The following is a 6,704-nucleotide window of genomic DNA, read 5'->3' as shown; positions in this document are numbered from 1 at the left end:
CGGTGGTGTGGGAGGTCGGCTGATCAATTAATGGTCAGCCTCCTACCCGATTTAAAGATAATGAATTAAAGTTTAGAGGCTCATTAAAAATGTGTTTAACAAAAGTTTAACCGAACATTAACTTTGGGGAATATTTGCAGCGTAATATGGTGATATCAACAGAACGAAAAGCGATCGATTAAGGAGAAACGTAATGAGCGAAATGAGAACAAATGAAAACAAACTGGTGATGAACGAGTATTTGGAAGTCAGTGTCAAATCAGATCTGGTACAGCTTTGTAGCGACTGCTACCATGCACTGGGGTGGACAATCATCAATTCCAGTTCCGGGCTTGATGCGGTCAAATTGAAATTGCAGCGGGATCGGAAAATCAAAAATCGGGTGGCACTTTGCGATCTCCAACGAAAGTGTGAAGACGCCTTTATCAACATTGAAAAGCTGGAACGATCCAAAAATACCAATGCAATGGCGTTAGCCTTGGGGGCGGGGATTGCCGGGACAGTTTTTATGGCCGGAGCAACCTTTGCTTATCTGGCCGCCATGATTCCACTGTGTGTTGTCCTGGCCATCCCGGGATTTATCGGCTGGGGCTTGCCTTATTTTCTTTATAAAAAAAATGTCAAGAAAAGTGCAGACCGTGTGAACCCGCTGATTGAAAGTAATTACGATATGATTTATGAAGCCTGCGAAAAAGCCAGTCAGTTACTGGCATAAGGACTATTAATATAAAATTCTGCAATCAACTTTACAAAAGTCCAGACGTTGGGTATAATAATCGTGTATATACACTGAAAAAGGTGATCACATGAAAATAGAAGAACAAAATAGAAAATCGTCAGTCTGCAATTGTCTCAATTTACGGCGGGCCTCCCTGGTGATAACCGAAATCTACGACCATTACCTGGCGCCCAGCCAGCTCAGTGTCAGTCAATTTTCAATTTTAAAGCACATTATTGCTATGGAACCAGCGAGTGTCAGTGAGTTGGCCGCTGAAATCCGGCTGGATCGGACCACCTTGGTTCGTAATTTAAAGCCCCTTGAACAGCAGGGATTGATCCATGATATTGCCCAGTCGGGAACGCGAAACCGGCAGCTTTGTTTAACGGCAGCGGGCCGAGAAAGAATCGAACAAGCCAATGCTTACTGGGAACTGGCCCAGAAGCGGATTGAAGCGCAGTTGGGTCTGGAAGATACGAAAACTCTCCAAGCCCTGTTATTAAAAATTGAGGTCTTAGCGCCTTAATTTTTTTTAGCGTTATCGTGTAGCTACACTAAAAGAAAGAGAGAAAAAGCATAATATGAAAGAGATGATTAGAACAAGAGGTTTGATATGTCGGAGAAAATTCGTGTGGCAATTGCAGTCAAAAGGTGAACAGCGATGAATAAACAAACGGAAATCGAAAAGGAGTTGGCTCAACTGCCGATTCTGGAATATGTATTTTTTAAACCTGAGGAGATTATTTTTTCCAAAGAAGTTCGGGATCTCTGTCAAGGCAATAGCTGCGGCATGTATAATACCACCTGGGCCTGTCCCCCGGCAGTGGGTAGTGTCGAGAGCTGTATAGAAAAATGTCAGGCCTATGATAAAGCGATGCTTTTTACCACCGCCACTGAGGTAGCCAGCAGCTTTGATATGAAAGGATGGATGCGCGCCCGGGTTGAGCACGAGGCATTAACCGATCAGGTCGCCGATGTTTTCCGGCGCTTTGACGAGAATGCCTTAATTCTATCCACTGAAGGATGTACAGTTTGCAAAAAGTGCACCTACCCCGATGCGCCCTGCCGGTTCCCCGATCGGATGTATCCGGCCACCGAAGGGTATGGGATTATGGTGATGCAGATGGCACCGGCTTTAAATATCAGCTACAATAATGGAGCCAATACGGTTACCTATTTCAGCATGGTACTGTTTAATGAATAAGCAATACTCAATGACAAGCTCTTATGATGTTATTTACGAAGCGCTGTTGCCTAAACTGGCTGAATGTAACCTGGCGGAAAGTGCAGCCCGTTTTGGTTTAAACATTGATGTCAAGGGACAGATAATTATCAATTTTTTAAAACGTAATTATTGCATTACCAATACCGGGGTGACACCGGTTGATGGGAAACCGGTCAATATCAATAACCGGTCTATTCTGATCCATTATGTGTTGTCCCAGGGCACCGGCGATCCGGTTTATTCGTTCAAACCCCTTTTTCGGATGACGACAATTTTTTCAAGTGGCGACACCGGAAAAGTCAGCATGATGGATGCACCTTTGATTAAAATATTTGGAAATAATGTCAATGAATTGGACGAAGCCATCATAAAATTAGGCGGAAAATCAGAGCTTTCCAAAGAACCGAATAGCCAATGCTGGTTATTGGAAGTGTTACCCAAAATACCGGTTAAGATTATCTATCGGGAAGCTGATGAGGATTTCCCGGTTGAGATTCAAACTCAATTTGATGAAAGCGCTCCGAAATTTCTGGAGTTTGAATGTCTGGCTTTTTTATGTGGCTGTCTTGTCAGAGCATTGATTAAAACGGCTGAATATGGAACTGTGGACGGATGGGAATAAGAACTCGCCGTCCCTTCGGGTTTGGCAATGGGGATGATTAATCGCGTGATGGCGGCAAATGTTCATTAAATACCATCACACTAATCACGGGAATGATTTGATGATCAGGGAGCCCTAACGCTTTTGTAAAGATTGCCGATATTTATAGCAGCAGATGATATTAAAATAATGGTGTTTATTCAATTTTGATGATAAACTGAAGTGGTTAAAATATCGAAAGATTTACAGGAGAAAAAGGATGGATCAGAATAAAAGTCTTTTTAAAAAGAAACTTGCAATCTTCATTTCAATAGTGGTATCCCTTTTTCTCCTGACGGTTTTTTTGCTGATCATTGGTATGTTTATGAATAACATGAAACAGCAGGAGATGTTAAAAACAACCGATAAATTTATAAATTTTAAAAGTCAGGTAGAACATTTGGTTTTCACAAACAAAACCCTAGTTCAGGGATTTGAGGCTTATGTCCTGCTGAATCCCGCGCTGGATGAATCAGAAGCCTACTCTTATCTAAATAATCTCTTATCTAAAAATGAAAATCAAATCAGGAACATTGGCGTCTGTCAGGATACAACCATCATCTGGAATTATCCCAAAGAAGGAAATACCGCGGCAATCGGAGTTGACCTGGCGAAGGTTGACAGTCAGAAAGAGCTGGTGCTTAAGGTTAAGAATGAACAAGTGCCAATCTTCCAGGGGCCGGTAGAGCTGGTTCAGGGCGGGACCGGTTTTATTATCCGTCTTCCCATCGTCAGAAAGGACACCGGCTATTGGGGACAGATCAGCATTGTTCTTAAAGGGGATAATATTATTGAAGAGATTAATGCCTATGCTGAAGCCGCCGGATTAAATGTCGCCATCTTCAATGATCAGAACAAAACGGTTCCTTTTTTTGGTTCCATGAGTGTAGTTGGCGAATCACCATTAACTTTTGATGTCGATCCGGACTTTATTGACTGGAAGGTGGCAGTATCTCCCAAAGAAGGGTGCGAAAATAATCAGTTTATTTTTTGGGGTGCCACTATTTTAGCCGTTTTAATTGCCGCCGGAGCGGGTCTGTTAACATTCAGAGCCCTGAAAACAAATTATCAATTACGGATTATGTCCAGTCACGATTCCCTAACGGGCCTTTTTAACCGCCATTATTTAAATGAATACCAGAACATGGTTCTGGCCTCAGCCAAAAGAAATAATCGGCAGGTCGGGTTTATGAGTATGGACTTGAATCATTTCAAGAATATCAATGACACCTACGGGCACAACGTAGGGGACTTGGTGCTTACGGAAACGGCCCGGGTTTTAAAACAGAGCACCCGGACAAACGAGGCAGCTTTTCGACTGGGCGGCGATGAATTTCTGATAATCATGCCGGATATCAAAGACCGGACCGCATTGCAACAGGCCCGGGAAAGACTTGCAAACAGCTTTAAGACTGAATTTCATCTGGTCGATTATCCCGCTAAAATTGCGGTGAGTATCGGTACGGCATTATTTCCGGAAGATGGTGACAACATTGATGCCTTGCTTCAGATTGCTGATGAAGAAATGTATGCCGATAAAAGGAAACAGAAAATGAAGCAAACAGAAAATCAATCAGATCAGCTATCGTGACAACTTGTCAATCGGGTTATATTATGATAATATGAATAACTCGTACCCTGTAAAAACCAATTATGAATGGAGAATAATAAAATGGAACAATTGCCTAATTGCCCTAAATGCAATTCAGAATATACCTATGAAGACGGAGAACTGCTGATCTGTCCAGAATGCGCCCATGAGTGGACCGTCGACGCAACAAACGAAAACGGCAGCGATGAAAAGATCGTCAAAGATTCAAATGGAAATGTCTTAGCTAGTGGTGATACGGTCATCTTGATTAAAGACCTGAAAGTTAAAGGCAGTTCCCAGGATTTGAAAAAGGGAACCAAGGTCAAAAACATCCGTCTGGTTGATGGCGATCATAACATCGATTGTAAGATTGACGGTTTTGGCGCGATGTCTTTAAAATCGGAGTTTGTAAAAAAGGCGTAGAGGCCTGCAATTAATAGTGGCAGAATATTGACGGATTCGCTGAAAACATAGAAAATTCAATTAAAAATAAAAAAACAGCCCTCTGATTTTCACAAGCAGAAAATCAGGGGGCTGTTTTTTTGAAAGCAATGGTCATAAAGAAAACTCAAAAAGTCTTGACTTGGAGTGCACTCCATATGTTAAAGTGGATAGAACCAGTAAATGATGAAGAAAATCATAGCGAAAGAAAATATTAAGTTAACCGAGGTGGATTTCCATGACCATTACCGAAGTAAGTAAAAAATATAATATCTCTCAGGATACCCTGCGTTATTATGAGCGGATCGGACTAATCCCGGCCGTCAATCGAACCAAGGGCGGGATGCGCGACTATAGCGAAGAATCCTGCGGCTGGATTGAGCTGGCTAAATGCATGCGTTCGGCTGGGATTCCCATTGAAGCCCTGATTGAATACTGCGCGCTGACCCAGCAGGGGGATGCGACCATCACCGCCAGAAAAGAGCTGCTCGTTGAGGAACGGACAAAACTGCTGGAAAAAATGGAAGACATGAAAAAGACCCTCGACAAACTTAATTACAAAATTGACATCTACGAAAAAGCTGAAGTGTCCGGGGTTTTATCCTGGGAAAAACCGAATGCTTGACTAAATAAATGAGCAGTTTAAAATCTCTGTACCTTAAATGGGCGGAGATTTTTTTTGAAAAAATAAATAAAAGTATTGACTTGGAGTCAAGTCCAGATGTTAGTATAGTAAGAGTAGATAAATAATCCATTATAAATTAATTTGACTAAATAGTCGGTCACCGATTGTTTAAATCTAAAATTAGGGAGACTAAAGATGTTGTATCGAAAATTCGGAAAAACAAATGAAGAGGTTTCGGTTCTGGGGTTTGGTTGCATGCGTTTGCCGGTTATCGATGGGGTTCAAAACAATATCGATGATGAAAAAGCCATTGAGATGTTAAGATATGCCATTGATCATGGCGTGAACTATATCGATACCGCCTATCCTTATCATGGCACCGGTTTTGATAAAGGTGGCGCGAGCGAACTTTTTGTGGCCCGGGCTTTAAAAGATGGCTATCGCGAACGGGTTAAAATCGCGACCAAGCTGCCGTCATGGCTGATCCAGTCCCGGGCGGATATGGAGCGATTATTGGATGAACAGTTGAAACGGCTGGAAACCGAGACGATTGATTTTTACCTGTTGCATGGACTCAATCGAGGCTTCTGGCAAAACCTGAAAAACCTGGGAGCGCTTGAATTTCTGAATCAGGCCATCAAAGACGGTAAAATCAAACATGCTGGTTTTTCGTTTCATGATGATTTTGATTTATTTGTCGAAATTGTCGATGCCTATGATTGGTCTTTTTGCCAAATCCAATACAATTATCTGGACGAAAACTATCAGGCCGGTAAAAAAGGCCTGGAATATGCGGCCGGCAAAGGAATGGGAATCACCATTATGGAACCAATCAGAGGCGGGTCTCTGGTCGATAAATTACCCACAGAGATTTTAGAGGCCTGGAACCAGGCCCCAATTAAAAGAACACCGGCTCAATGGGCACTGCGGTGGGTTATGAATCATCCTGAGGTTTCTGTGGTGCTCAGTGGTATGACGACGATGGAGCAGGTGGTCGATAATATCAATACCGCCAATGAAGGTGCGGCCAATTCCTTAACCAACGAAGAACTGGCGTTAGTGGATTTTGCCAAGAAAACAATAACAGAAAAGATGAAGGTCAACTGTACAAATTGCCGGTATTGTATGCCCTGTCCATCCGGGGTCGATATTCCAGGACATTTTGCTCTTTATAATAACGCCTATCTATTTGATGCACTACCAAGAGCCAAAGGTCTATACGAAACGATGTTTCTGCAGGATGCCAAAGCCTCCAATTGCGTTGAATGTGGAAAATGCGAAGAACATTGTCCGCAGAACATTGCCATTATTGAGGAATTGAAAAATGTCAGAGCTGCCTTAGAATAAAGTTGATGCTAAAAAATCTCCGTACCTTAAAGGTGCGGAGATTTTTTTAAGAAATGAATTAAGGGGATTGACTTGGAGCGAACTCCAGATGGTACAGTTATTAATATCGCTGATTAA

General features: G+C 42.3%; 8 protein-coding genes. All 8 read left to right on the top strand.

The window, feature by feature from the left end; translation table 11 throughout:
* Window positions 1–193 precede the first annotated feature (193 nt).
* The 8 genes from ABGU93_RS12645 to ABGU93_RS12610 all read left to right on the top strand — a co-directional run bounded on the left by ABGU93_RS12645 (window position 194) and on the right by ABGU93_RS12610 (window position 6,587).
* Window positions 194–715, top strand: a complete 522-nt coding sequence (locus ABGU93_RS12645; protein WP_347413804.1) for a hypothetical protein — start codon at window positions 194–196, stop codon at window positions 713–715.
* 91 nt (window positions 716–806) lie between these two features.
* On the top strand, window positions 807–1,244 hold the full coding sequence (locus ABGU93_RS12640) for a MarR family winged helix-turn-helix transcriptional regulator (RefSeq protein WP_347413803.1): 438 nt from the start codon (window positions 807–809) through the stop codon (window positions 1,242–1,244).
* A gap of 135 nt (window positions 1,245–1,379) precedes the next feature.
* Window positions 1,380–1,922, top strand: a complete 543-nt coding sequence (locus ABGU93_RS12635) for a DUF2284 domain-containing protein (RefSeq protein WP_026393728.1) — start codon at window positions 1,380–1,382, stop codon at window positions 1,920–1,922.
* Window positions 1,915–2,565: a DUF3786 domain-containing protein gene (locus ABGU93_RS12630; RefSeq protein WP_347413802.1), complete on the top strand. Its 651-nt coding sequence runs from the start codon at window positions 1,915–1,917 to the stop codon at window positions 2,563–2,565. The genes ABGU93_RS12635 and ABGU93_RS12630 overlap by 8 nt, the downstream gene beginning before the upstream one ends.
* 238 nt (window positions 2,566–2,803) lie before the next feature.
* Entirely contained in the window at window positions 2,804–4,174 is a 1,371-nt protein-coding gene (locus tag ABGU93_RS12625) for a diguanylate cyclase (RefSeq protein WP_347413801.1), read from the top strand.
* Window positions 4,175–4,255: 81 nt separating this feature from the next.
* Window positions 4,256–4,597, top strand: a complete 342-nt coding sequence (locus tag ABGU93_RS12620) for a zinc ribbon domain-containing protein YjdM (protein ID WP_347413805.1) — start codon at window positions 4,256–4,258, stop codon at window positions 4,595–4,597.
* A 256-nt stretch (window positions 4,598–4,853) separates the two neighbouring features.
* Window positions 4,854–5,240 carry a MerR family transcriptional regulator gene (locus ABGU93_RS12615; RefSeq protein ID WP_347413800.1) on the top strand — a complete coding sequence of 129 codons (387 nt, stop codon included), beginning with the start codon at window positions 4,854–4,856 and terminating at the stop codon, window positions 5,238–5,240.
* Window positions 5,241–5,435: 195 nt separating this feature from the next.
* The gene (locus tag ABGU93_RS12610) at window positions 5,436–6,587 is read left to right on the top strand and encodes an aldo/keto reductase (protein WP_347413799.1); all 1,152 of its coding nucleotides are present in this window, start codon (window positions 5,436–5,438) and stop codon (window positions 6,585–6,587) included.
* Window positions 6,588–6,704 lie beyond the last annotated feature (117 nt).

Source organism: Acetobacterium sp. (assembly GCF_039830195.1).
Lineage (GTDB): Bacteria > Bacillota > Clostridia > Eubacteriales > Eubacteriaceae > Acetobacterium.
This window is presented reverse-complemented; position numbering and strand designations above follow the sequence as displayed.

Excerpts from the sequence above, each read along its gene's own strand:
- ABGU93_RS12645 (WP_347413804.1), top strand. The coding sequence starts at position 194 with ATGAGCGAAATGAGAACAAATGAAAACAAACTGGTGATGAACGAGTAT.
- ABGU93_RS12640 (WP_347413803.1), top strand. The coding sequence starts at position 807 with ATGAAAATAGAAGAACAAAATAGAAAATCGTCAGTCTGCAATTGTCTC.
- ABGU93_RS12635 (WP_026393728.1), top strand. The coding sequence starts at position 1,380 with ATGAATAAACAAACGGAAATCGAAAAGGAGTTGGCTCAACTGCCGATT.
- ABGU93_RS12630 (WP_347413802.1), top strand. The coding sequence starts at position 1,915 with ATGAATAAGCAATACTCAATGACAAGCTCTTATGATGTTATTTACGAA.
- ABGU93_RS12625 (WP_347413801.1), top strand. The coding sequence starts at position 2,804 with ATGGATCAGAATAAAAGTCTTTTTAAAAAGAAACTTGCAATCTTCATT.
- ABGU93_RS12620 (WP_347413805.1), top strand. The coding sequence starts at position 4,256 with ATGGAACAATTGCCTAATTGCCCTAAATGCAATTCAGAATATACCTAT.
- ABGU93_RS12615 (WP_347413800.1), top strand. The coding sequence starts at position 4,854 with ATGACCATTACCGAAGTAAGTAAAAAATATAATATCTCTCAGGATACC.
- ABGU93_RS12610 (WP_347413799.1), top strand. The coding sequence starts at position 5,436 with ATGTTGTATCGAAAATTCGGAAAAACAAATGAAGAGGTTTCGGTTCTG.